This window comes from Bradyrhizobium sp. BR2003 (assembly GCF_009720285.1).
In the GTDB taxonomy this organism is placed as follows: domain Bacteria; phylum Pseudomonadota; class Alphaproteobacteria; order Rhizobiales; family Xanthobacteraceae; genus Bradyrhizobium; species Bradyrhizobium elkanii.
The window spans coordinates 41,168-65,408 of sequence record NZ_SMYJ01000005.1 but is presented as its reverse complement, the minus strand read 5'-3'; the positions used below and the strand labels follow the sequence as shown (position 1 = coordinate 65,408).

The following is a 24,241-nucleotide window of genomic DNA, read 5'->3' as shown; positions in this document are numbered from 1 at the left end:
TTGTGACGCGATGCGGCCTGGCCGCCGTGGAGGGAAGCCAAGGGAGAGACCGAGGGAGAGATCATGTCAAAGTCCCGCCTTGGAATGGCTGCGGCCGGCGTTGCAATGGGCGTTCTGGGAGCGCTGCCGAGCACGGCCGAGGCGGGTTTCCGCCTGCGCGTTGGCGGCCCCGTGAGTGTCGCGCGCTTCGCGATGGCCGGCGTGCTGTCGGTCGCAGGTCTCCGCCACGCACGCATGGCGGCGCGCCACAGCCGCGTCCGCATGGCTGCTCTAAGACCGCAAGATCTTCGCCCTGCCGCCGAGTCGATCGGCCCGAGTGAGCGCGCGCAGCTCACTGCCGTCGCCGCGCTGGCCGGCTGGCAGGGCGGCCGAGCTGCGCAAGGCTGGTGGCAGCACTCCGACGGTTCATACGGCTGGGTCGGTCCGCTCTTCTGGCCGTTTGCCTATAGCGATCTCTATGATTACGCGCTTCTCAATGATGGCAGCGGCTTCTGGGCCTATGGCTACGGCGATCTCTACGCCGCGATCTTCTCGCCTTACGCTGCGAGCGATCTCTCAGCGTTTGCGGCCGAGCGCCCCGCCGGGAGGCGGCATCGCAAAGCGCCCTCCGTGCAGGAACTCTGTAGCGGCGACACCGCCGAAACGACCGGCCTTCCCCTCGAGCGGATCGGCCTGGCGGTCGCGGCGAACGAGGCGCAGCGCGCAGCCTTCGACGAGCTCGCGAACGCCTGGATTTCCGCCGGCAACACCATCCGCGCTTCCTGTCCAGCACAGGCCGCAACCACCGCGCTGGAGCGGTTCGCGGCCATGCAGAGCCGCGTCAACGCGATGCTGAGCGCAGTTGCGACCGTTATGCCGCCATTTCAAAAATTCTACGATCTCCTAAGCGATGAACAGAAGGCCCAGCTCAACACGCCCGAACGCGACCGCCGCGCTAACGCTGCGGCCGCGAAGCTAAAGGAGATGCAGGACGCCGCCTGCCAGGCGAGCCGTGAGCCGCAGGACGAGCAACAGGCCGAAAAGCAATACCGTCAGCTCGTCGCCCAGCAATGGCCCCTCGACGACATCGCCGCCAGCCTGAAACTGAACGATACGCAACGCGCCGCGCTCGAAGTGGTGCAGGACACCACGATGGTCACCATGGAAGCCTTGAACCCATGCCCGCCAAAGGACGCGCTCACCCCGCCGGCCCGCCTTAAGGCCGCAAAAGCGCGGTTGGAAGCGATGCGAGAGGCGATCATCAGCGTGAACGACGCGGTCGACGATTTCCATTGGAACCTGAGTGACGAGCAGAAGACGCAGTTCGAGGGGCTAGGTCCGAAGAAGCGGGGGGTGTGATTTTTCCATCCCCAAGCGGCGCTGATCGGCCAAGGCGATACTTCGTATCCCCTGTCGCATTTGTTAGTCGTCCGCCAAGAAGGGCTGGACATGCGAGCATGCGTTATCGGGGCGGGCTCTAAGCAGTTCCGTCGCGCGACCGAGACGCCGTTCGGCATGAACTTTGAGGCCCGCACGTAGTCAACTGAACTTCTGTCGCTTATTGGCCCAAGGCCGACATACGGCGATGTCGGCCTCGACGTCAGCGTCCGAGATCAAAGCGGACGCGAAGAATTCATGAGTACACGCCCTGATCTCATCGCGCCTTAGCGCGTACTGCGCTCGTCATGCCGAAGCGGAGGCCGAGCGAGGCGGCGGACGTCATGCGACGGCACAACCGGCCGGGGCTGTGGCCGGCATGCACGTAGCCGGGACATCCGCCTGAGCTAATGCCCATCCGTTGACGCCCCGGATCAGCGGCGCACAACGGCCCCCGCCTTCGCGCGCGACGCCGGCAGGCGCCGCCGCGCGAGAGTGACACCGGCCATCAGATCAATCTGCGCCGTTCTGGATCGCTCGGCCTGCTACCCGCCAGGCGGCGTGTAGGCAGCCTTGAGCTTGGTCGCGTGCTGACGCACCACCTTGATCTCGTCCTGGGTAAAGAGCCGGATCAGCCGCACATTCTGCATGGCACCGGCCGCCACGACCACGCCGCTGATCGCAGGCGCGAAGCTCGGATCCGGCACGTCGAAGATCACCATCACGCCGGGGCCATCGGTCGCCGTGCTGTACATCGAAATCAGTTTGCCGCCGGCGGCCTCGATCAACTTCTTCGCGGCCTCAAGCCGATTGGTCGTGGGGTTTTCCATGATGTTGTTCAGGGAACGCGGGGTGTATTCACCAGAGAAGCAGAAATGCATGGCAATCGCTCCGTTTGGCTAGAATGAAAAAACATTCACCCGGGCGTGCGGCCCAGGCAGAGCATTACGTACTGGAAAATGAGAAGAAATGGCCTGCCGATGGCCAGTCGCGCTGCCGCTCATTTCCCGGATTTCGGCGCAACCGGTGGCAGCTCGCCGCGCAATCTACACCAAATATCCGGCAAATGAAATCGCGCTCTATCGAGGCGGCACTGTGGGGCAGCCTGCCTGACACACGAGCGAGCATGGTGTGTCCACGACCAACCCCGACCTCACCCGCACCTTTGCCTCACATCATGCGACAGACACAACGCCTTGCAAACAAGGGCGATCTGCCTCAGTGTCCGGCGCCTGCCATCAAGAACAAGCGAAAGAAAACTCATGAAGCATCGCGCGCTCGGCCGCTCCGGCCTCACTGTTCCTCCCCTTTGCTTCGGCTGCAATGTATTCGGCTGGACCGTGGACGAGACGTCGTCGTTTCGCCTGCTCGACACCGTGCTCGATCAGGGGCTGACCTTCCTGGATACGGCGGATGTCTATTCACGCTGGGTGCCGGGCCACAGCGGCGGCGAATCCGAGACCATCATCGGCAAATGGATGAAGGCGCGCGGCAACCGCAACCGCGTCATCCTTGCCACCAAGGTCGGCATGGACATGGGAGACGGCAATGTCGGACTGAAGGCGGACTACATCGCGCGCGGCGTCGAGGATTCGCTGCGGCGGCTGCAGACCGATTTCATCGATCTCTACCAGTCTCACAAGGATGATGAGACGACGCCGCAGGAAGAGACGCTCGCGGCCTACGACAAGCTGATCAAGGCCGGCAAGATCAGGGCGATCGGCGCCTCGAACTTCTCGGCGGAGCGGCTCCAGAGTGCGCTCGATATTGCCAAGGCAAACGGGCTGCCGCGCTACGAGAGCATGCAGCCTGAATACAGCCTGGCGGAGCGCTCAAGCTACGAAGGCGCGCTGCAACGCGTCTGCGAGGCGAACGACGTCGGCGTGATCACGTTCTTCTCGCTCGCCGCAGGATTTTTGACCGGCAAATATCGCTCGGAGAGCGACTTCGCCAAGAGCCCGCGCGGTGCACGCAGCATTCCAAAATACATGAACCCGCGCGGCATGCGCATCCTGGCCGGTCTCGACGAGATCGCCGCGGAAACCCGCGCCGAGCCGGCCGCGGTCGCGCTCGCCTGGCTGATGGCAAAACCCTCGGTCACCGCGCCGATTGCCAGCGCCACCAGGCCCGAGCAGGTCGCAACGCTGGTCGCGGCGACCAAACTAGAGTTGAGCAAGGACCAGGTCGAACGGCTGGACGCCGCGAGCGCGTAGCAGCGGCTCCACTTCATCTCGCCCCGCGTGCGGGGAGAGGTCGGAACGCATCGCTAGATGCGTTCCGGGTGAGGGGGAGCCTCCGCGAATGCAGCTATCGCCGGATCTGCGGAAACAGTCCCTCACCCCAACCCTCTCCAGTTAAGAACGGGGCGAGGGAGCACACCGCCTTCGCGGCTGCCGTTCAATCCCGCCTCACCTCGCCTATCCCCACGGTCCGCGCTGGCCGGACGATCCGCCCCACGGGCTGCGCGGCGGATAGCTTCCACCGGCCGGGCGCGGCGCGGTCTGGGTGCCGAGCTCGGCGGCGAGCTGCTGCAGCGCGGCGATGCGGTTCGCGGTCGAGGGGTGGGTCGCGAACAGGTTGTCGACGCCGTGGCCCGACAGCGGGTTGATGATGAACATGTGCGCGGTGGCCGGATTGCGCTCGGCCTCCATGTTCGGCACCTGATGCGCGGCGTTCTCGATTTTCGCGAGCGCGGAGGCAAGCCACATCGGCTGGCCGACGATGCGCGCGCCATAATTGTCGGCGGCGTATTCGCGGGTGCGGCTGATCGCCATCTGCACCAGCATGGCGCCGAGCGGCGCCAGGATCATCATCGCGATCGAGCCGACAATGCCGGGGCCGTTGTTGTTGCGATTGCCGCCGAAGAACATGCCGAACTGCGCCAGCATCGAAATCGCACCGGCGATCGTCGCCGTGATCGTCATGGTCAGCGTGTCGTGATGCTTGATATGAGCAAGCTCATGCGCAATCACGCCGGCCAGCTCCTCGCGGCTGAGCTGCTGCATCAGGCCCGTGGTGACGGCGACCGCCGCATTCTCCGGATTGCGGCCGGTCGCGAATGCATTCGGCTGCGCCTCGTCCATCACGAAGACGCGCGGCATCGGGAGAGCGGCACGCTGCGCCAGCTCGGCGACGAGATTGTAGAGTTCGGGCGCCGAGCTCGCATCGACCTGATGGGCGCCGTACATCGACAGCACCATGCGATCGGAATTCCAGTAGGTGAACAGATTTGTCGCAGCCGCGACCATCAGCGCGATCACGGCGCCGGTGCCGCCGCCGATCAGATAGCCGACCCCCATGAACAGGGCGGTGAGGCCGGCAAGCAGGAGCGCGGTGCGAAGATAGTTCATCGTGGTTCCCTGACGGCAGATGGAATGCTGCCACAACTGACGCCGCTGAGGTAGGGATTTTGCCGCTGAAGCCGCAAGGGGAACCAGTGCGTCGCAGCGACGCGGCGGGGGTTAACGATTGGTTATGTGTCGCAATCCGTGGCCCGGATGCGTAATCCGGGACTATCTCACCGCGGAGAAGCTGCCCCGGATTGCGCTTCGCTGCATCCGGGCTACTACTCCGCCGGCTCCTGCGCGATCACCGCCTCGTCCTCGCGCAGCGCGACGCGCAACATGCGTGCGAGCTCGGCGCGGCTGTAGGGCTTTGCCAGGAACAGGATGCCCTGCTCGAGCTTGCCGTCCTGGTCGATGGCGTCATCGGTATAGCCCGACGTGAACAGCACACGCAGACCGGGGCGGCGCCTCTGCGCCTCGGTGGCGAGGTCGCGCCCGTTCATCGCGCCGGGCATGATGACGTCGGTGAACAAAAGATCGATCGGCGCGCCGCTGTCGAGCACAGCAAGGGCTTCGCGGCCGTTGTTGGCCGACAGCGTGGTGTAGCCGAGGCTCTCGATCTGGGTCAGCACATAAGAGCGCACCAGCTTGTCGTCCTCGACGACGAGCACGATTTCCCGCGCGCCGCGCGCGTCCGGCTGCCGCCGCTCGGGCACTGCCGGTGAGACCACCGCCGCGCGCGGCAGATAGAGTATCACCCTGGTGCCGCGACCGACCTCGCTGTCGAGCACGACGTGGCCGTTGGATTGCCTGACGAAGCCGTAGACCATGCTCAGCCCGAGCCCGGTGCCCTTGCCGACGTCCTTGGTGGTGAAGAACGGCTCGAACACCTTGGCAAGATCGGCTTCCGCAATGCCCCGGCCGTTGTCGGTCAGCGCGATCGCGACATAGTCGCCGGCGGCAAGCCCGTCATGGCCGTTCACGTCCGATGGCTTGAGCTCGGCGGTGCGGGTCTCGATCGTCAGCCGGCCGCCCTTCGGCATCGCGTCGCGCGCGTTGAGCGCAAGGTTGATGATCGCGGTGACGAGCTGGTTGCCATCGACCAGTGCGCGCGGCAGATCGGGTGCGGAGCGAAAATCGATGTCGACATGGTCGCCGATGGTCGGCCGCAGCAGCTCGATGGTATCGACCATCAACGCGTTGACGTCGACGTCGCTCGGCTGCAGCGGCTGCTTGCGCGCGAAGGCGAGCAGATGCCGCGTCAGCGATGCGCCGCGCTCGGCGGCGTCGCGGATCAGCGAGGTGATCTCGGTGAGCTGGCGGTTGTGGGTGACAGCCTCGGCCAGGATGTCGATCGTGCCGGTGATGACGGTGAGGATGTTGTTGAAGTCGTGCGCGATGCCGCCGGTGAGCTGGCCGACCGCTTCCATCTTCTGCGCCTGGCGGATCTTGCTCTCATTGGCCTCGGCCTCGCGGAAACGCTCGAGCAGGAATTCCGAGCGCTGGCGCTGCCACCCCTCCTCGGCGAGCGCGACATGAGCCTCGCGCAACTGCTCTTCGGTCGGGATCGCGAGGATCCGCGGGATCAGCGGCCAGAGCAGCACGGCGGTGAAGATCGAGGCGACAGCGGTGAGCGCCTTGAGCAGGCCCTCGAGACCGTAGATCGGCACCCACAGCGTGTAGATCGAGAACACGTGGGTGAGGCCGCAGGCGAGGATGAACGCGGCGAACGGCCAGGCCATCCAGCCGAACTGGAAATCGCGCCGCTTGGAGACGAGGATCGCCAGCGCAAACGGGATCGAGAAATACGAAGCGGCAATGATCGCGTCTGAAATCACGTGGAGCCAGATCAGCTCCGGCTCCCACAACAGGCAGATGCCGTGCGGCGAAAACGTCGACGAATCCAAGAGACGCTCGAGAAAACTCCACATGGGTCCCTCCGGGCGTGATCGATCCGCCGACACCCTGCCCGCGAATCACCCGCCGATCATAGCGGCGGCGTGTTCCCCTGCCGAAGCCCAATTGGTCTAAGAGCGGCACCCCCGTTGTTGCCCGGTGTCGCCCTGGTGTATGCAGATCGGGCTTCAATTCCTCTTTTTTCCAGCCGGTGACATCGATGCCAGCCTCTCCCCTCCGCGCCCCGATCATGATCGCAGCGATCGCGGGGGCGCTGGCGCTCTCTACCCTGGCCTCGGCGCAGCAGCCGCTGCCCGGCCCCTTGAATCCCGCGCCAGTCAAGCCGCGCCCGGCCGCCGTCGCCTCGCCGCGGGCTGCGTCCTGCCACAACGGGCAAAACTTCGATCGCTTCCTCGCCGAGCTGAAGCAGAAGGCGGTCGCCGCCGGCGTCTCGCAGCGCACGATCGCGGAGGCCGCGCCCTACCTGGTCTACGACCAGGGCATCGTCAACCGCGACCGCGGCCAGCGCGTGTTCGGGCAGATCTTCACCCAGTTCGCCGGCCGCATGGCCGCGAACTATCGCATGCAGCAGGGCCAGCAATACATCCGGACCTATGCAGCCGCGTTCGCGCGCGCCGAGAAGGAGTATGGCGTGCCGCCGGCGGTGATCGCCGCGTTCTGGGGACTGGAGAGCGATTTCGGCGTGCAGATGGGCAATTTGCCGACGCTGAAATCGCTGGTGTCGCTGGCCTATGATTGCCGCCGCTCCGAGATGTTCCAGAGCGAGACCATCGCTGCGCTGAAGATCATCGAGCGCGGCGACCTGACGCCCGACGAGATGATCGGCTCATGGGCCGGCGAGCTCGGCCAGACGCAATTCTTGCCGACGCACTATTTCAACTACGCGGTCGATTACGACGGCGACGGCCACCGCAATCTCCTGCAAAGCGGCCCCGACGTGATCGGCTCGACCGCGAACTACATCGCCACCGGATTGAAGTGGCGGCGCGGCGAGCCGTGGCTGCAGGAGGTGCGCGTGCCGCAGGCGACAAATTTCCCTTGGGACCAGGCCGACCTCACCATCAAGCTGCCGCGCTCGAAATGGGTGTCGCTCGGCGTTACCTCGACCGATGGCAAACCGCTCGCCAATGACGAGATGCCGGCCTCGCTGCTGCTGCCGATGGGCCGGATGGGTCCGGCGTTCCTCGCCTATGCGAACTTCGCCGCCTACACCGAATGGAACAACTCGCTGATCTATTCCACCACCGCCGGCTATCTCGCCGGCCGCATCGCGGGCGCGCCGCCGATGCAGCGGCCGCACGCGCCAGTCGCGCAGCTGCCGTTTGGCGAGATCAAGGAGTTGCAGGGATTGCTGGCGCGTGCCGGCTACGACGTCGGCAAGATCGACGGCGTGCTCGGCCAAGCAAGCCGCAGCGCGGTGAAGGCGATGCAGATGAAATACGGCCTGCCGGCGGATTCCTGGCCGACCGCGGAGCTCCTGGCGCGGATGCGCGGCGGCGGTCGGACGCAGCCGGCGGCCGACGCCGCGGTACCGGGGACGCGCTAAAGCGGGTGCCGCTCGCTCTCCCCGTCACACTGAGGTGCGAGCGGAGCGAGCCTCGAAGGGTCGACGGCCAAGAGCCGGGCCGTACATCCTTCGAGGCTCGCTGCGCTCGTACCTCAGGATGACGGATCAATGTCCGGAGCCCCGGAAAATATTTGACCAAGTGTTACTGCTCCCTGCAGTTGTATTCTTCCCCTTGCCGCCCCATTTGCAGCATCGCCGTTCGGTAACATCCGGATTTTCATCAGAACAGGGAGCATCACATGTCCTTTCATGACGCCGTCGTCCCCGCCTACCTGCAGATCCTCAACAGCCTCACCGGCGAGCTGACCAAGGCCGAGGCGCATTGCGAGGCCAAGAAGGTCGCGCCCGAAGTGCTGCTGGGATCGCGGCTCTATCCCGACATGCTGCCGCTGACCAAGCAGGTGCAGCTGGTTTGCGATCACGCCGCACGCGGCTGCGCGCGGCTGACCCATAGCGAGGTGCCGTCGACGCCCGACACCGAGAAGAGCTTCGGTGAACTGAAGCAGCGGCTCGCCAAGACCATCGACTATGTGAAGTCGTTCAAGCCGGCGCAGTTCGACGGCGCCGACGCCCGGGACGTCACCTTCCCGATCGGCCCCGATCGCACAATGACCCTGAAGGGCCAGCAATTCCTCAGCGCGTTCTCGTTCCCGAACTTCTACTTCCACGCCGTGACCGCGCACGACATCCTGCGCCACAACGGCGTCGAGATCGGCAAGCGCGATTTCCTCGGCGTCAGCTGACGCGCTTCGCGCGTCATTCCGGGATGCGCCGTTAGGCGCAGACCCGGAATCTCGAGATTCCGGGTTCGTCCTTCGGACGCCCCGGAATGACGGCGGCACGACCAAATTCCCCGGCGCGGGATTTTCCACCTTCGCCAAGGCTTCGGCGCGACACGTCGCCTCGCATGCCGGACCGTGCTACTGCTCCCTGACAACAACAAGACGTCAGGGAGCACGCCATGTCGACCACAACCCACGCACCGAAAGCCATCGATCCGTCCGCCTCGCTGCATGCCGAAGCGCTCGGACTGGCGAAGAACCACGGCCGCCTCGCCGGGCGGCGCATCCTCGTGGTCGGCGCGGGACAGCGCACGACCGTGGATGAAGCGCCGCCGATCGGCAACGGCCGCGCCATGAGCGTGCTGTTCGCGCGCGAGGGCGCGTCGGTCGCCTGCCTCGACGTCAACAAGGACGCCGCCGACGACACCGTCACGCAGATCACCAAGGAAGGCGGCGAGGCCTTCACCGACGTGGTCGATGTTTCCGACGTCGCGGCGATCGCGCCCGCGGTCGAACGCTGCGCGCAAAGGCTCGGCGGGCTCGACGGGCTGGCGCTGAATGTCGGCATCTCGTCCGGCCTGTCGCTGCCCAAGATGACGGCCGAAGCCTGGGACCGCGACTACGCCGTCAATGTGCGCAGCCACATGCTGTTCGCGCAAAAGGCGCTGGAGGTGATGGCACCGGGCGGCGCGATCATCCTGATCTCCTCAATGGCGAGCCAGCGCGCCGGTGGCCGCAACCCGGCCTATGAATCCTCCAAGGCGGCGCAGATCGCGCTGGGGCGCGCGATCGCGCGTGCCGGCGAGGACAAGGGCATTCGCTGCAATGTGATCGCGCCCGGCTTCATGGACACGCCGATGGGCCGCGATGCCAGCCGCAGGCGATCGGATCGCGCCCTGACAGTGCCTTTCGGCCGCCAGGGCACTGGCTGGGAGGTCGCCTATACTGCGCTGTTCCTGATTTCGAATGAATCCTCCTACGTGAACGCGCACACCTTGTTCCTCGATGCCGGCCACATGGGCGGAATTGTGCGCAGCTAGCCTGCGGAGCGCGAATGCCTCGGGCATTGCGCTCGTCGCGGCAATGCACAATTCTCCCTCATCATCCATTCTCTGGAACATTTCATATGAGCCAATCGACCAAACTTCTCGAGCCCTACAAGCTCGGCCCGCTGACGCTGCCGAACCGCCTGGTGATGGCGCCGCTGACGCGCAACCGCGCGGTGCCGCCCGGCATGGTGCCGAGCCCGCTCGCGGTGGACTATTACGGCCAGCGCGCCTCCGCCGGCCTTCTGATCACCGAGGCGAGCCAGGTCTCCCAGCAGGGCCAGGGCTATCAGGACACGCCCGGCATCTATTCGAAGGAACAGGTCGAGGGCTGGCGCAAGGTCACCGATCGCGTGCATGAGCGCGGCGGCCGCATCTTCATCCAGCTCTGGCATGTCGGCCGCATCTCACACACCTCGCTGCAGCCGAATGGCGGCGCGCCGGTGGCGCCGAGCGCGATCCGGGCCAAGGGCAAGACATTCGTCAACGGCACCTTCGCCGACGTGTCCGAGCCGCGCGCGCTCGAACTGTCGGAAATTCCCGGGATCATCGAGGACTTCAAGCGCGGCACGGCGAATGCGCTGGCGGCCGGCTTCGACGGCGTCGAGATCCACGGGGCCAACGGCTATTTGCTCGACCAGTTCGCCCGCGACGGCACCAACAAGCGCACCGACGCCTATGGCGGCGGAATCGAAAACCGCGCCAAGCTGATGCTGGACGTGTCCAAGGCGGTCGCCATCGAGGCCGGCGCGGATCGGACCGGCATCCGGATCTCGCCGGTGACGCCGGCCAACGACATCACCGACTCCAATCCGCAAGCGCTGTTCGACTACATCGTCGACCAACTCAGTGCGCTGAAGCTGACCTATCTCCACGTCGTCGAGGGCGCGACCGGCGGCCCGCGCGACATCGCGCCGTTCGACTACGCCTCGCTGCGCAAGCGCTTCAAGCAGGCCTATGTCGCCAACAACGGCTACGATTTCGCGCTGGCGGAGCAAGTGCTGGAGGCCGGCGCGGCCGACCTGATCGCGTTCGGCAAGCCGTTCATCTCCAACCCCGACCTGGTCGAGCGGCTCAAGGCCAGCGCGCCGCTCAGCGAGTGGGACAAGGCAACCTTCTACGGCGGCGGCGCCAAGGGCTACACCGACTATCCGACGCTGAAGGCGACCGAGGCGGCGGTGTAGGGTGGTACGCTCCCTCTCTCCGTCCTTACGGGGAGAGGGTCGGGGTGAGGGGCTCTCTCCACAAATTCGAGAGACGGATATGCGGAGAGCCCCCTCACCCGGATTGCTTCGCAATCCGACCTCTCCCCGCAGGCGGGGCGAGGTCAGAAAACAAAAAGGCCGGGATCGCTCCCGGCCTTTCGTCGTCTTCGGATGGCGTGGGCTGGTACGCCTTACTTCGCTTCGGCGCGCTTCGGCGGGTTGGCCGGCCACGACTTGATCAGCGTGTCGTAGTCGATCGTCTCGCCCTTCGGCTTCTCGTTCGCGAGCTTGCGCTGCGGAGCGATGGTGCCGTCCTTCTCGGCCTTCTTGTACCAGAACTCGGCGGATTCCTTCTTGTTCAGCTTCGGTCCGCAGGCGCCCTGCACACCGGACTTCTCAAGACGCTCCATCACCGAATCCTGGGCCGCGGCCAGCGCGTCCATCGCCTGCTGCGGCGTCTTGGTACCGGACGACGCATCGCCGATGTTCTGCCACCACAGCTGCGCGAGCTTCGGATAGTCGGGCACGTTGTTGCCGGTCGGGGTCCACTGCACGCGCGCGGGCGAGCGGTAGAACTCGATCAGGCCGCCGAGCTTCGGCGCACGCTCGGTGAACGACTTGTCCCAGATATCGGACTCACGGATGAAGGTGAGACCGACATGGCTCTTCTTCAGCGACACCGACTTGGAGATGATGAACTGCAGATAGAGCCAGGCTGCCTTGCGGCGATCCGGCGGGGTCGACTTCAGGAGCGTCACGGAGCCGGCGTCCTGATAGCCGAGCTTCATGCCTTCCTTCCAGTAAGCTCCGTGCGGCGACGGAGCCATACGCCACTTCGGCGTACCGTCCGCGTTCATCACGGCGATGCCCGGCTTCACCATGTCGGCGGTGAAGGCGGTGTACCAGAACATCTGCTGGGCGATGTTGCCCTGCGCCGGCACCGGACCTGCTTCCGAGAAGGTCATGCCCTGGGCCTGCGGCGGGGCATACTTCTTCAGCCAGTCGAGATATTTGGTGATCGAGTAGACCGCGGCCGGGCCGTTGGTGTCGCCACCGCGCTCGACCGAGGACCCGACCGGGCGACAGCCTTCCATGCGGATGCCCCACTCGTCGACCGGCAGGCCGTTCGGGATACCCTTGTCGCCGTTGCCGGCCATCGACAGCCAGGCGTCGGTGAACCGCCAGCCGAGCGAAGGATCCTTCTTGCCATAGTCCATATGACCGTAGATCTTGACGCCGTTGATCTCCTTGATGTCATTGGTGAAGAACTCGGCGATATCCTCATAGGCCGACCAGTTCACGGGCACGCCGAGCTCGTAGCCATACTTGGCCTTGAACTTGGCCTTGTACTCGGGGTTGGTGAACCAGTCGTAGCGGAACCAGTAGAGGTTCGCGAACTGCTGGTCGGGCAGCTGGTAGAGCTTGCCGTCCGGCGCCGTGGTGAACGACTTGCCGATGAAGTCGTCGACGTCGAGCATCGGGTCGGTGACGTCCTTGCCCTCACCCTTCATGTAGTCCGATAGGATGATGGTCTGGCCGTAGCGGAAGTGGGTTCCGATCAGGTCGGAGTCGTTGATCCAGCCGTCATAGACGTTCTTGCCCGACTGCATCTGGGTCTGCAGCTTCTCGACGACGTCACCTTCCTGGATGATGTCGTGCTTGAGCTTGATGCCGGTCAGTTCGGAGAACGCCTTGGCCAGCGTCTGCGATTCATATTCGTGCGTCGTGATCGTTTCCGAGACGACGTTGATCTCCATGCCCTTGAAGGGTTCGGCGGCCTTGGCGAACCACTCGAGCTCCTTCTTCTGGTCTTCCTTCGACAGCGTCGAGGGCTGGAATTCCGCGATCCACTTCTGGATCACGGCATCGTCGGCGGCGCGGGCCGGCGTGGCGACCGCGAGCGAGGCCGCGATCAGCGCGGCGGCGCTGGTCATAGTCAAAAGACTATCCTTTGTCGTTCTCAAATGTCGCATTATGATTCCTCCGTTTGCAGCGACAAACAAAACCCCAGGCCCGGGTAGACCCCGGATCTGCTCTTCTTCGCTTTCGTCAGACGGTGCGAAAGATCGCCACGGCTGAAAGAAGCGAAATCAGCGTTGCGAGCCACAGGCTCGAAATTTCCACACCCTCGCCGATCGGCAGGGTGAGGATCGGATCGGTGCCGACGAGGCCGATCCACACCAGGTGGATCACCGCCGCCAGCACCAGCGAAATGAACAAACGATCGCCGCGCGTGGTCGGGATGCGCAGCACGCCGACCCGCTCGGCCTCGGGATAGACCGCCGCGAGCCAGGTCATCACGCCGAGCGTCGAGGCCAGCAGCACGAAGAAGATCGCGGTCGGCAGCGTCCAGGCCATCCATGCGATGGATTCCATGATCGCCTCCTAGACCCGGCCGAGCGCGAAGCCGCGCGCGATGTAGTTGCGGACGAACCAGATCACCAGCGCGCCCGGAATGATGGTGAGCACGCCGGCGGCGGCAAGCAGGCCCCAGTCCATGCCGGCCGCCGAGACCGTGCGCGTCATGATCGCCGCGATCGGCTTGGCCTGAACCGAGGTCAGCGTGCGCGCCAGCAGCAGCTCGACCCAGGAGAACATGAAGCAGAAGAAGGCGGCGACGCCGATGCCGCTCGCGATCAGCGGCACCAGGATCTTGATGAAGAAGCGCGGGAACGAATAGCCGTCGAGGAAGGCGGTCTCGTCGATCTCGCGCGGCACGCCGGAGACGAAGCCTTCGAGGATCCACACCGCCAGCGGCACGTTGAAGATGCAGTGCGCGAGCGCGACCGCCCACGGCGTATCGAACAGGCCGATCGCCGAATAGAGGTTGAAGAACGGCAGCGCGTAGACCGCCGCCGGCGCCATGCGGTTCGACAGCAGCCAGAAGAACAGATGTTTGTCGCCGAGGAAGCGATAGCGCGAGAACGCATAGGCCGCGGGCAACGCCACCGCGATCGAGATGATGGTGTTGAGCACGACGTATTCGAGTGAATTGATGTAGCCCGAATACCAGCTCTCGTCGGTGAAGATGCGCTTGTAGTGCTGCAGTGTCGGCGTGTGCGGCCACAGCGTCATCGTCGAGACGATCTCGGCGTTGGTCTTGAAGCTCATGTTGACGAGCCAGTAGATCGGCAACAGCAGGAAGATCAAAAACAGCGCCATGATCAGGCGGCGGCCGGGGATCGAATGCATCACGCCGCTCCTTCCTTGGCCGGACGCTCGGATCCGGCATTGACCATCACGGTGTAGAACACCCAGCACACGATCAGGATGATCAAATTGTAGACCAGCGACAGCGCCGCGGCCTTGCCGAGATCGAACTGGCCGAGCGCGATCTTGACGAGCTCGATCGAGACGAAGGTGGTGGAGTTGCCGGGGCCGCCGCCGGTGACCACGAACGGCTCGGTGTAGATCATGAAACTGTCCATGAAGCGCAGCAGCACCGCGATCAGCAGCACGCGGTTCATCTTCGGCAGCTGGATCGCCTTGAACACCGCCCAGCGCGAGGCGCCGTCGATCTGCGCCGCCTGGTAATAGGCGTCGGGGATCGACTTCAGACCGGCATAGCACAGCAGCGCGACGAGGCTGGTCCAGTGCCAGACGTCCATCACGATGACGGTGATCCAGGCGTCGACCTCATTGGACACGTAATTGTAGTTGAGGCCGAGGTGGTTCAGCACATAGCCGAGCAGGCCGATATCGGGCCGGCCGAAGATCTGCCAGATGGTGCCGACCACGTTCCACGGAATCAGCAGCGGCAAGGCGAGGATGACGAGGCAAGCCGCGACGCTCCAGCCCTCCCGCGGCATCGACAACGCGACGATGATGCCGAGCGGCACCTCGATCGCGAGGATCACGGCCGAGAAGAACAGGTTACGGCCGAGCGAAGCCAGGAAGCGGCCGCCGAGATCGGTCGAGGGATCGAGCAGCTCCTTGAACCAGCCGACGCCGTTCCAGAAGAACTGGTTGTTGCCGAAGGTGTCCTGCATCGAATAGTTCACGACGGTCATCAGCGGCAGCACCGCCGAGAACGCCACCACCAGGAACACCGGCAGCACCAGGAACCAGGCTTTTTGGTTGATCGTCTTATCCATCAGGCGACCCCCTCCACCAAATGGCTGTCGGCATAGACGTGGACATGCGCGGGATTGAAGATCAGCCCGGCGGTGTTGCCGGAGACCGAGAAACCCGGCGGCACGCGCGCGGCGAACTTGGTATCGCCGACCCGCACGCGGGCGAACTGGATGCGTCCGAGATCGTCGATCCGCTCGATGGTGGCCGACAGCAGCCCTGACGCCGGCGCCGCGACATCGACAAATTCCGGACGCACGCCGATCTCGATCTTCTTGCCCGCAGGCAGCACACCATAATTTCGATGCAGGCCGATGACATGGCCGTCGATCCGCGCCTCGTGACCACTGACCTCGGCGGGCACGATGTTCATGCCGGGCGAGCCGATGAAGTAACCGACGAAGGTGTGCGCCGGCTTGTCGAACAATTCGGCCGGCGTGCCGCTCTGCACTACCCGGCCATCATGCATCACGACGACGGTATCGGCGAAGGTCAGCGCCTCGGTCTGGTCGTGGGTGACGTAAATCATCGTGAGGTCGAGCTCGCGGTGCAGCGCCTTCAGCTTGGAACGAAGCTGCCACTTCAGCTCGGGATCGATCACCGTCAGCGGTTCGTCGAACAGGACGGCCGCGACGTCGGACCGCACCAGGCCGCGGCCGAGCGAGATCTTCTGCTTGGCGTCGGCTGTGAGCCGCGTCGCCTTGCGTTTCAGATAGGGCGTGAGGTCGAGCAGGTCGGCGATCTGCCTGACGCGCGCGTCGACCTCGGCCTTCGCGACGCCGCGATTCTTCAGCGGGAAGGCCAGGTTCTGGCCGACCGTCATCGTGTCGTAGATCACCGGGAACTGGAACACCTGCGCGATGTTGCGCTTCTGCGTCGACAGCGGCGTGATGTCACGGCCGTCGAACAGGATCTTTCCCCGCGACGGCGTCACGATGCCGGAGATCAGGTTGAGCAGCGTGGTCTTGCCGCAGCCGGACGGCCCGAGCAGCGCATAGGCGCCGCCCTGCCGCCAGGTCATGGTGACCGGCTTCAGCGCAAAGGATTCCTGCGGCGCGTCGTTGCCGCCGTAGGAGTGCGCGAGATCGACGAGGTCAATGCGGGCCATGAAGCATCTCCCTCACTTGCCGTTGCCGGCTGACGCGTTTGCTGCACGCGCACTGCGATGCGCGTTACCCGAAAACGCGGTCGCGGGCGACGCGACGAGGCGGTCGGCCGCGTCGAACACGAAGATGTTGTCGGGATCGAGCGCGGCGTCGAGCACCTGCCCGGGTTCATATTCGTGCACGCCGTGCAGCACCGCGACCCAGTTCGAGCCGTGGACATGGACATGAACAAAGCTCTCCGACCCGGTGATCTCCGTCACCGTCACCGCGGCGGAAAATTTGTGGCGGCCGGCCGCGACATTCCCGACCTCGAGCTGGTGCGCGCGGAAACCGGTCCGGTAGGCGCCGTCGGGCAGATTGGCATAGAGGCCGGCAGCGGGCGCCAGCTCGCCGCCGGCATAGATCACTTGCGCGCCCTTCTTCTCGATGCCGATGATGTTGAGCGGCGGATCGGAAAACACCTGCGCGACGCGCAGCGTGTCGGGATGGCGGTAGACCTTCGGCGTCGCGCCGGTTTGCAGCGCCTTGCCCTGCCACATGCAGACCGTGTCGCCGCCGAGCAGCAGCGCCTCCGACGGTTCGGTGGTGGCATAGACGAAGATCGCGCCGGAGGCCTCGAAGATGCGCGGCAACTCGGCGCGCAGCTCCTCGCGCAGCTTGTAGTCGAGATTGGCGAGCGGCTCGTCGAGCAGCACGAGGTCGGCGCCCTTGACCAGTGCCCGCGCGATCGCGGTACGCTGCTGCTGGCCGCCGGAGAGTTGCAGCGGCGTGCGCTTCAGGAACGGCTCGAGCCGCAACAGGCTGGCCGCTTCCGCCACCCGCCGCTCGATTTCGGCGCGCGGCTTGCCCTGCACGCGCAGCGGCGAGGCGATGTTCTCGTAGACCGTCAGCGAGGGATAGTTGATGAACTGCTGATAGACCATCGCGACCGAACGCTGCCGCACGTCGGCGCCGGTGACGTCCTTGCCGTCGACCAGCACGCGGCCGGTGGTCGGCTTGTCGAGGCCGGCGAGCAGCCGCATGATCGAGGTCTTGCCCGACAGCGTCGGCCCCAGCAGCACGCTCAGCGTGCCACGCTCCAGCGTCAGCGACACATCGCGGATGGTCGGAATGCCATCCACGGTTCGCGTGACATTCTGTAGTGTGACGCTCATGCCCGTCCTCCCGCTTCGCGGAGGGGACGTTCACCGGACACGCGGTTGGCGAGCATCCACTCGTCGAGCGCGGCGATTTCACCCGCCGTCATCCGCAAGCCCAGCTTGGATCGTCGCCAGACGACATCGTCCGCAGTCCGAGCCCATTCGTTCGCCATCAGGTACCTGACTTCGCTTTCCGTCAAGGTGGCGCCGAAGGAGCGGCCGAGATCGGCCATCGATGTTGCGTCGCCCAAGACTTTGCTGGCGCGCGTGCCATAGGCATGGGCGAGACGATTGGCGTGCGATTGCGCGAGAAACGGATAGTTGCGGATCAGTTCGGCGCTCAGCGCCGCGACCGCGGATACATCCATGTCGCCGCCGGGCAGCGGCGCCTTGCCGGTCCAGCCCTCCTGCGCCTTTGTGCCGCGGAGATACGGCGACAGCCGCTCGAGCGCCTCTTCGGAGAGGCGGCGATAGGTCGTGATCTTGCCGCCATAGATCGACAGTAGCGGCGCACCGTCGGGCGTATCGAGCTCGAACACATAGTCGCGGGTCGCGGCCTTGGCTTCGCTCGCGCCGTCGTCATAGAGCGGACGCACGCCGGAGTAATTCCAGACCACGTCCTCGGGCTTCACCGGCTTGGCGAGATACGCGCTGGCGGATGCGCAGAGATATTCGATTTCCTCCTGCGTCGCCTTCACCTTGGCCGGATCGCCGTCATAGTCGCGATCGGTGGTGCCGATCAGCGAGAAGTCGTCCTGATAGGGAATGACGAAGATGATGCGGCCGTCGGCATTCTGGAAGATGTAGGCACGGTCGTGGTCGTAGAGCTTCGGCACCACGATGTGCGAGCCCTGCACCAGGCGCACCTTGGCGCGCGCGTTGACGCCGGCGCCCGAGGCCAGGACCTGTTCGACCCAGGGACCACCGGCATTGACCAGCACGCGTGACTGGATCGTGTCGCGGGCACCTGTGACACTGTCCTCGACCGTGACGTGCCAGACGCCGTCGACCTGCCTGATCTCGACCGCGCGGGTGCGGGTGCGGATCTCGGCGCCGCGATCGGCGGCATCGCGCGCGGTCAGCGCCACCAGCCGGGCGTCGTCGACGAAGCAGTCGGAATATTCGAAGCCCTTGGTGTAGCGGCCCGGAATCAGCGGCTTGCCGACCACGTCGCGCGTCAGATCGACCGAGCGCGTCGCCGGCAGCAAATGCCGGCCGCCGATATGGTCATAGAGGAAGAGGCCGAGCCGCAGCAGCCAGGCCGGGCGCAGGCCGGCATGGTGCGGCAAAACGAAACGCAGCGGCCGAATGATGTGGGGCGCGATCTGCCAGAGGATTTCGCGCTCGATCAGCGCCTCGCGCACCAGACGAAACTCGTAATATTCGAGATAGCGCAGACCGCCATGCACGAGCTTGGTCGACCAGGACGACGTCCCGCTGGCCAAGTCGTTCATTTCACAGAGGAAAACAGAGTTACCCCGGCCCGCCGCATCGCGCGCGATGCCGCAGCCATTAACGCCGCCTCCAATGATGGCGAGGTCGTAAATTCGATCCAAAGAACGCTTCCCCCGGCAACCGCCTTCGCTTTGACGGTTTTACTTTCGGATTGTAGTAAATCACAACCAAAAACGAAAGCAAAGTGAAAACGGGGAACCTTTGCTGCGGATTCTTTGGGCGGAGTGCTCGCTGTCAGGGCTTTTGGGGAGGACGGACGGGCGACGCTTGGGGTGACGTCAGGCGAGGCGATGGCGGACGATCAGGGACTTCACGGCGATCATCCGACGCGCAATTCCGACAGAGCCTTTTCGGGATCGTAGGTACGGCGAACTTCACCGCCTGCCCGCTTGGCGCAAGCTCGGCCGTCGCGCACAAAGTAGACGGCGAGCAAAAGCACACCGGTCGATGCGACGAATGTATGGCCGCTGGCGAACAGGACGTAGAAGACCAACGACGCGACGAAAAGGATCGCATACCATTTGAGGGCGAAGCGGAGATAGATTCGCCCGACCGCGCGATCCCTGTTCATCGGATCGCCCGATTGCCTGGCAGCGACGCCGACAGCACGAGAAAGAAAAGCGGAAAGAACACGAAGACCGCGACATAGGCCCACAGGTGTCCGCCGCCGAGCGCAACTTGCAGACCGCTATATCCCGATGATTTTCGGTGCGCCAGGAGTGCCCAGAATGCAAAGCAGAACAGCGGCATCGTGAGATACTTCCACTGCTCTCGCCAATCGCGCAGGATGATCGTGAGATCGCCAAGCAAAGCAACCAGGAACAGGGAAAACGTGACGGCGTAGAGCGAGACCAGCGGCAGGAAGAGATGCTCGAACCTCACCCGCGCGATCGCTTCAGCCGACATCGGGATGCCATCTGCAAACAGGCTCCCGAACGGCGGGATTGCGAATACTCGCATCTCAAAACCCATCGCCTGCCCAAGCCAGAACACGACGACCGCCACCAGGCCAATTGCCGACTGCACGAAGAAGGCTCCGCTCGCGATGCGCTGACACAGCGATCCCGAAAAGAATATCCGCGACAGTCCGTAGAGCAGCTTCCTGCCACGACCGTTCTGCTGTTCCAGTTCCGAAAGCCAGGCCGGGCGATTCCCGCTGCCGAAGCGAAAGATATCGGCACGGACGCTACGCGACGGCGGCCGGGTCTCACCATCGAACGCGCGCATGACCACAAGCGCAGAAACACCGCCGGCCAGCGCCGTCGCGCACGCGGATGCGACGTTAAAGCCAAGGACAAACGAGACGATGCCGAACATCGCCGCCATGCCCAATGCCGTGACGATCTTGAATTGCGTGCTGACCAACGAACCGCTCCACCTCCGGAAGGCTACAGCAGCCGCCGAAAGGCATCCGAAACAAGTTCGCTAAAACTTGAGCGATCAAGCGCCCTGCGCGCTGCGCAGCGTCGCGGGTGCCGCGTCAGCGCCGTTGTCGTCGAGATCGACTTGCGGCTTGTCCATCGCGACGACCACCTCGATACCGCGGCTATGGCAGATATTGGCGAGGCCCGCAGGGAGCGGTGAATCGGTGACGAAGGTCTGGATCTGGCTCATATGGGCGATCCGCACCGGCGCGCTGCGGCGGAGCTTGGTCGAGTCCGAGACCAGCATCACGTTGCGCGCATTGGCGATGATCGCCTGCGCGACCTGCACCTCGCGATAGTCGAAGTCGAGCAGCGCGCCCTCCTCGTCGATCGCGGATGCGCCGATGATGGCGTAGTCGACCTTGAACTGGCCGATCAGCTGCGTCGCGGTGGAGCCGACCACGGCGCCGTCGGCGCGGCGCACCGTGCCGCCGGCCACCACCACCTCGATGCGCGGATGGCGGTACAGCAGCATTGCGACGTTGAGGTTGTTGGTGATGACGAGCAGATCCTCATGTGAGGTCAGGGCGCTTGCGACCTCTTCCGTGGTGGTGCCGATATTGATGAACAGCGAGCAGCCGTTCGGAATCCGTGCTGCCGCGGCAGCGCCGATCGCCTTCTTCTCCTCGGCAGCGACGAAGCGGCGCGCCTCGTAGGCGAGGTTCTCGACGCCCGAGGCGATGATCGCGCCGCCATGGATGCGGGTCAGGGAGCGCTGGTCGCAGAGATCGTTGAGGTCCTTGCGGATGGTCTGCGCCGACACCTCGAATCGCTTGGCGAGGTCTTCGACCATGACCCGCCCGAACGCGCGCGCGATGTTGAGGATTTCAGTCTGGCGATGGGAGAGTCCGGCCACGGCGGCCCCCTTGAAACGGCGAGTCGCCCATGGTGCGACCGTTCGGCACGGAGGTCAACGTGCAGTGCCGGGTCGGGGACGGCCGGGGCGAAGGTGGACGATTCGCCCGGGCCAATGACGCGAAGGAGCGTTCTACGACGCCATCTGCATGGACTGACCGGTGAGCAGCCGGCGCGCCGCGCGCTCGGCCTCGCGGGCATTGCGGAAGATCTGGCCTTCAAGGCGGTCGAAAAGGTGCGATGCAGCAAAGAACTGATAACCACGCGCATCGCGCACCACGATACCCGCCGTCTGCGAACTCACTTCGATCACGTAACTGTCGGACATTGTCAGCCTCGGTTTGACTCCGGCCCGACAACGGAATCGCTGGCTGTTTGTTCCTAGATTATTTTTGCGCGGCGAAGCGGGTTTTTGCAGTCAAATCACGCTCCGGACTCAGTTTCGACGCGTTTGCTCCCGCGCCGAATCAGCGGCGCTGGCGCGCGAAAGATCTCAGGTTTCGATCGTCGCGCCGTCGCGCTGGATCGGTTGCGGATGGCCCTGCTCGTCGATCGAGACATAGGTGAAATTGCCGTCGGTCACGAGGATCGACTGCTGCTCGCGACGGCGCAGCACCCAGGCCTCGAGATGCACCGTGATCGAGGTGCGGCCGATGCGCACGAGATTGGCATGGACGGAGACGAGATCGCCGACATTGACCGCCTTGCGGAAGTTCATCGCGTCGATCGCGACCGTCACGGTGCGCGACTTCGCCACCTTGGAGGCGAACACGCCGCCGCCGAGATCCATCTGGCTGAGCAGCCAGCCGCCGAAGATGTCGCCATTGGCATTGGTGTCGGCCGGCATCGCCAGCGTGCGGATGCAGAGATCGCCCTTCGGCTCGGCGTCATTGCTCAGCGGCGCGTGAACATGGGCGTCGGTCATCTGCGAGTCGGTCACTTGAATGCCTCCCAGCCGGGATCCGGTGCAAATCGTCCGCCGAACTTGCGCATCAAGGCCTGCATCGCCGACACTACATTGTCGACGCCGCGGCTGCGCGCATAGCTGAGCGGGCCGCCGCGGAACGGGGCATAGCCGGTGCCGAAGATCATCGCGCCGTCGACCATGTCGGGATTGTCGACGATGCCCTCGCGCAAGGCGGCGACGCAGACGTTCGAGATCGGCAGCACCAGGCGGTCGACCATCTCGTCGGTGACCCGGGGACCGGTCTCCGGCAGCGGCGCCTTCTCCGCCTTGCCGTCCTTCCAGGTGTAGAAGCCCTTGCCGGTCTTGCGGCCGAGCTCGCCCCTGGCGACCTTTTCGCGCAGCCAGGCCGGCGTCGGCGGCAAGGTGTCGCCGAACTTCGACCGCAGCATGTCGCCGACATCGAGGCAGATATCGAGGCCGACCTGGTCGGCGAGTTCGATCGGCCCCATCGGCATGCCGAACTCGACCGCGGCCGCGTCGATCAGGCGCTGGTCGGTCTTCTCGTCCAGCATCATCATCGCTTCCAGCATGTAGGGCGTCAGCGCGCGGTTGACGAGGAAGCCCGGCGAGCTCTTCACCGGCAGCGGCAGGCGGTCGATGGCGCCGACGAAAGCGAGCGCCTCCTTGAGCATGCCGGTATCGATGCCGTCATGGCTGACGACCTCGACGAGTTGCAGCCGCGACACCGGGTTGAAGAAGTGCAGGCCGAGCAGCCGCTCCGGCCGTGCCAGCGTGGTGCGCAGATCCTGCAGCGGGATGCTCGAGGTGTTGGTGGCGAGGATTGCGCCGGGCTTCATCTTCGGCTCGAGGGAAGCATAGACCTTCTGCTTCAGCTCGAGCTTTTCCGGCACCGCCTCGATGATCAGATCGGCATTGCGGACGCCCTCGCCGTCCATGTCGGGAATCAGGCGGTCGAGTGCATCGCGCTGGTCGATCCGCTTGCGCATGATCTTGCCGTACAGCTCCGCAGCGCGCTTCATCGCGCCCGCGATCGGCTCGGCCTTCATGTCTGCCAAGGTGACGCGCATGTCCTGGTTGGCGCACCAGGCCGCGATATCGCCGCCCATCGCGCCGGCGCCGATGACATGGACATGCGCAACCTTGTTGCCGCTCGCCGCGACCTTCTTCATCTGCTCGCGCAGGAAGAACACGCGGATCAGATTCTGCGCCGTCGGCGTCACCATCAGATTGGCGAACGAGGCCTTCTCCGCATTCAGCATCGCCGCGCGGTTGCCGGCGTGCTTCTCCCACAGATCGATCAGCGCATAGGGCGCCGGGTAATGCTTGCGCGGCGCCGCCTTCTCAACCTCGCTGCGCATCCGCGAGGCAAGGAAGCCCCTGACCGGACCAAGATTGAGGATCGGGTTGAGCGCGCCCGGCCTGGCGCGCTTCAGCCGGCCGAACACCGCATCCTTCACCGCGTTGCGGACATGGCGCTCCTGGGTGACGGCATCGACCAGGCCGAGCGACTTGGCGCGGCGCGCGTCGATCGTCTTGCCGGTCAGCATCAAGGTCATCGCCTGCATCGGGTTGACCAGCTCGGTGAAGCGCACGGTGCCGCCGAGACCGGGATGCAGGCCGAGCATCACCTCGGGGAAGCCGAACCGCGCGTCGTCGATCGCGATCCGCATCTGGCAGGCCAGCGCGACCTCGAGGCCGCCGCCGAGGCAGAAGCCGTGGATGACGGCGACCGAGGGCACGCGCAGCGCCTCGAGCCGGTCGATCACCGCATGGGCGCGGCCGATCGCGGTCTCGACCGCGCTGGAATCGCTGGCGCCGCGAAACTCATTGACGTCGGCGCCGGCGATGAAGCCGCTCGGCTTGGCCGAGCGCACCACGAGACCGGTCGGCCGCTGGCTCTCGAGCGCCAAGACGACGGCATCGAGTTCTTCCAGCAGATCGGCGGACAGCGTGTTGGCGCTGGCACCGGCGCGGTCGAACAGCAGCCAGGCGATGCCATCCTCGTCACGGGTCAGCTTGAAATTCCTGTAGGGACCGTCGGCGGCGGGCTTCGGCCCAAGTTCGAGCACGCGATCGGCGAGAAGGTCCATGATCCGTGAATCCATG

22 protein-coding genes are annotated in these 24,241 nt (G+C 64.9%); 6 read left to right on the top strand and 16 right to left on the bottom strand.

Annotation, left to right across the window (positions count from 1 at the left end; translation table 11 throughout):
• Positions 1-84 precede the first annotated feature (84 nt).
• Positions 85-1,338 carry a Spy/CpxP family protein refolding chaperone gene (locus E2I15_RS01115; protein ID WP_137478187.1) on the top strand — a complete coding sequence of 418 codons (1,254 nt, stop codon included), beginning with the start codon at positions 85-87 and terminating at the stop codon, positions 1,336-1,338.
• 563 nt (positions 1,339-1,901) lie between these two features.
• On the opposite strand, the gene E2I15_RS01110 is transcribed toward E2I15_RS01115, so the two are convergent.
• Positions 1,902-2,237 carry a GYD domain-containing protein gene (locus E2I15_RS01110; RefSeq protein ID WP_137478188.1) on the bottom strand — a complete coding sequence of 112 codons (336 nt, stop codon included), beginning with the start codon at positions 2,235-2,237 and terminating at the stop codon, positions 1,902-1,904.
• 381 nt (positions 2,238-2,618) lie between these two features.
• Here E2I15_RS01110 and E2I15_RS01105 point away from each other — a divergent pair, with 381 nt between their 5' ends.
• Complete coding sequence (locus tag E2I15_RS01105; protein ID WP_137478189.1) at positions 2,619-3,569, top strand: aldo/keto reductase; 951 nt, start codon at positions 2,619-2,621, stop codon at positions 3,567-3,569.
• Between the two features lie 204 nt (positions 3,570-3,773).
• On the opposite strand, the gene htpX is transcribed toward E2I15_RS01105, so the two are convergent.
• Both htpX and E2I15_RS01095 read right to left on the bottom strand, forming a co-directional pair.
• Positions 3,774-4,706 carry a zinc metalloprotease HtpX gene (gene htpX / locus E2I15_RS01100; RefSeq protein WP_137478190.1) on the bottom strand — a complete coding sequence of 311 codons (933 nt, stop codon included), beginning with the start codon at positions 4,704-4,706 and terminating at the stop codon, positions 3,774-3,776.
• A 215-nt stretch (positions 4,707-4,921) separates the two neighbouring features.
• Positions 4,922-6,571, bottom strand: coding sequence for an ATP-binding protein (locus E2I15_RS01095; protein WP_137478191.1), 1,650 nt, complete (start codon positions 6,569-6,571; stop codon positions 4,922-4,924).
• 185 nt (positions 6,572-6,756) lie between these two features.
• On the opposite strand from E2I15_RS01095, the gene E2I15_RS01090 reads away from it, so the two are divergent.
• From E2I15_RS01090 to E2I15_RS01075, 4 genes are all read left to right on the top strand, one after another.
• Positions 6,757-8,103, top strand: a complete 1,347-nt coding sequence (locus E2I15_RS01090; RefSeq protein WP_246667999.1) for a lytic murein transglycosylase — start codon at positions 6,757-6,759, stop codon at positions 8,101-8,103.
• A gap of 260 nt (positions 8,104-8,363) precedes the next feature.
• Positions 8,364-8,867: a DUF1993 domain-containing protein gene (locus tag E2I15_RS01085; protein WP_137478192.1), complete on the top strand. Its 504-nt coding sequence runs from the start codon at positions 8,364-8,366 to the stop codon at positions 8,865-8,867.
• Positions 8,868-9,085: 218 nt separating this feature from the next.
• On the top strand, positions 9,086-9,946 hold the full coding sequence (locus E2I15_RS01080) for an SDR family NAD(P)-dependent oxidoreductase (RefSeq protein ID WP_137478193.1): 861 nt from the start codon (positions 9,086-9,088) through the stop codon (positions 9,944-9,946).
• A gap of 86 nt (positions 9,947-10,032) precedes the next feature.
• A complete protein-coding gene (locus E2I15_RS01075; protein WP_137478194.1) occupies positions 10,033-11,136 on the top strand; it encodes an alkene reductase in 1,104 nt (367 codons plus the stop codon).
• Positions 11,137-11,348: 212 nt separating this feature from the next.
• On the opposite strand, the gene E2I15_RS01070 is transcribed toward E2I15_RS01075, so the two are convergent.
• The 13 genes from E2I15_RS01070 to E2I15_RS01010 form a co-directional block, all read right to left on the bottom strand.
• The gene (locus tag E2I15_RS01070; protein ID WP_016846243.1) at positions 11,349-13,091 is read right to left on the bottom strand and encodes an ABC transporter substrate-binding protein; all 1,743 of its coding nucleotides are present in this window, start codon (positions 13,089-13,091) and stop codon (positions 11,349-11,351) included.
• Positions 13,092-13,206: 115 nt separating this feature from the next.
• A complete protein-coding gene (locus tag E2I15_RS01065; protein ID WP_016846242.1) occupies positions 13,207-13,533 on the bottom strand; it encodes a DUF2160 domain-containing protein in 327 nt (108 codons plus the stop codon).
• A 9-nt stretch (positions 13,534-13,542) separates the two neighbouring features.
• Positions 13,543-14,349 (bottom strand): carbohydrate ABC transporter permease, encoded by an 807-nt coding sequence (locus E2I15_RS01060; protein WP_028333212.1) that lies wholly within the window; start codon positions 14,347-14,349, stop codon positions 13,543-13,545.
• Positions 14,349-15,251: a carbohydrate ABC transporter permease gene (locus E2I15_RS01055; protein WP_137478195.1), complete on the bottom strand. Its 903-nt coding sequence runs from the start codon at positions 15,249-15,251 to the stop codon at positions 14,349-14,351. Before E2I15_RS01055 ends, E2I15_RS01060 begins: the two co-directional genes overlap by 1 nt.
• Positions 15,251-16,336 (bottom strand): ABC transporter ATP-binding protein, encoded by a 1,086-nt coding sequence (locus E2I15_RS01050; RefSeq protein WP_018273399.1) that lies wholly within the window; start codon positions 16,334-16,336, stop codon positions 15,251-15,253. Before E2I15_RS01050 ends, E2I15_RS01055 begins: the two co-directional genes overlap by 1 nt.
• A 12-nt stretch (positions 16,337-16,348) precedes the next feature.
• A complete protein-coding gene (locus E2I15_RS01045) occupies positions 16,349-17,488 on the bottom strand; it encodes an ABC transporter ATP-binding protein (protein WP_155262158.1) in 1,140 nt (379 codons plus the stop codon).
• Positions 17,485-19,029: a glycerol-3-phosphate dehydrogenase gene (gene glpD / locus E2I15_RS01040; RefSeq protein WP_137478197.1), complete on the bottom strand. Its 1,545-nt coding sequence runs from the start codon at positions 19,027-19,029 to the stop codon at positions 17,485-17,487. Before glpD ends, E2I15_RS01045 begins: the two co-directional genes overlap by 4 nt.
• 218 nt (positions 19,030-19,247) lie before the next feature.
• The gene (locus E2I15_RS01035) at positions 19,248-19,499 is read right to left on the bottom strand and encodes a hypothetical protein (RefSeq protein WP_137478198.1); all 252 of its coding nucleotides are present in this window, start codon (positions 19,497-19,499) and stop codon (positions 19,248-19,250) included.
• Positions 19,496-20,293, bottom strand: coding sequence for a hypothetical protein (locus tag E2I15_RS01030; protein WP_155262157.1), 798 nt, complete (start codon positions 20,291-20,293; stop codon positions 19,496-19,498). Before E2I15_RS01030 ends, E2I15_RS01035 begins: the two co-directional genes overlap by 4 nt.
• 75 nt (positions 20,294-20,368) lie before the next feature.
• Positions 20,369-21,208, bottom strand: coding sequence for a DeoR/GlpR family DNA-binding transcription regulator (locus E2I15_RS01025; protein WP_028338603.1), 840 nt, complete (start codon positions 21,206-21,208; stop codon positions 20,369-20,371).
• A 132-nt stretch (positions 21,209-21,340) separates the two neighbouring features.
• Positions 21,341-21,535 carry a hypothetical protein gene (locus tag E2I15_RS01020; protein ID WP_016846235.1) on the bottom strand — a complete coding sequence of 65 codons (195 nt, stop codon included), beginning with the start codon at positions 21,533-21,535 and terminating at the stop codon, positions 21,341-21,343.
• Between the two features lie 165 nt (positions 21,536-21,700).
• On the bottom strand, positions 21,701-22,132 hold the full coding sequence (locus tag E2I15_RS01015; protein ID WP_137478255.1) for an acyl-CoA thioesterase: 432 nt from the start codon (positions 22,130-22,132) through the stop codon (positions 21,701-21,703).
• Positions 22,133-22,143: 11 nt separating this feature from the next.
• Positions 22,144-24,240 carry a 3-hydroxyacyl-CoA dehydrogenase NAD-binding domain-containing protein gene (locus tag E2I15_RS01010; protein WP_170991462.1) on the bottom strand — a complete coding sequence of 699 codons (2,097 nt, stop codon included), beginning with the start codon at positions 24,238-24,240 and terminating at the stop codon, positions 22,144-22,146.
• Position 24,241: the final 1 nt, after the last annotated feature.